At 66.5% G+C, this 1001-nt stretch carries 1 protein-coding gene; it reads right to left on the bottom strand.

The annotated features are described in order from the left end of the window. Positions 1–97 precede the first annotated feature (97 nt). The coding region (locus tag ENZ75_RS32885; protein WP_164888223.1) for a GlxA family transcriptional regulator at positions 98–1001 on the bottom strand (904 nt) is incomplete at its 5' end.

Raw genomic sequence — 1001 nt, 5'->3', positions numbered from 1 at the left:
GATGCAGTCCGATCTCCCCCCTTGAGGGGGAGATGTCCGGCAGGACAGAGGGGGGCGCTGTCCCGCCAACATCTCACCGCGTCAGCGAGCGCCAAGCCTAATGCCGTCGCGCCAGCTTCGGCGGATGGCCATGCTCCTCGCGAAACGCCCGGGCAAAACTCGACATCGAGGCAAACCCACACGCCAGCGCCACGTCGCGCACGGCGAGCGTCGAATGCGCCAAAAGATCGGCGGCGCGTTTGAGCCTCAGGCGCCGGTAATAGCCATTGGGCGAGATGGCGAGTTCGGAGCGGAAGGAGCGCTCGAGCTTGTCTGAGGACACGCCGAGCTTCGCGGTCAGCTCGGCCATGCCGAGCCGCTCCTCGACCGCGTCCTCCATGATGGCGATGGCCGACAGCACCAGCTCGTTCTGGACCCCGGTGCGCAGGCGCAGCGGCATCATCTTGCGGTCGATGCTGGAGCGCAGCTGGCTGTGCACGAACCATTCGGCGACGCCGGCGGCAAGCTCGGCGCCGTAGTCGCGGGTGATGATCTCCAGCATCATGTCGAGGCTGCCGACACCGCCGGCCGAGGTGAAGCGCTTGCGGTCGATAACATAGAGGTCGCGCCTGAGCTCGATGTTGGGGAAGGCTTCGGTGAAGGCGGCCTGGCTGGTCCAGTGCAAGGTGCAGGCATGGCCGTCGAGCAGGCCGGCGCGCGCCAGGAAGAACGCGGCATCCGCCACCGCACCGATATGGGCGCCATTGCGCAGGCTCTTGCGGATCCAGTGTGCAGCGTCCTCGGCGACGAGGTGATCGGCATCGCCGCCCGAGCAGACGACGATGCGGTCGACCTTCGGCGCATCCTCGGCGTAAAAGCCCGGCTGGATGACGACGCCGTTCGACGCCTCGACCGCACCTTTCGTGCCGCCGACGATGATCCAGCGATAGCATTGCCGTTTCGCCAGGACATTGGCGGCGCGCAGCGGCTCGATGACCGAGCTGAACGCCATCATCGGAAAA

The organism is Mesorhizobium sp. M7A.F.Ca.CA.002.04.1.1 (assembly GCF_004022805.1).
In the GTDB taxonomy this organism is placed as follows: domain Bacteria; phylum Pseudomonadota; class Alphaproteobacteria; order Rhizobiales; family Rhizobiaceae; genus Mesorhizobium; species Mesorhizobium ciceri.
The sequence above is the reverse complement of the archived record's forward strand: the minus strand, read 5'-3'. Positions and strand labels throughout refer to the sequence as shown.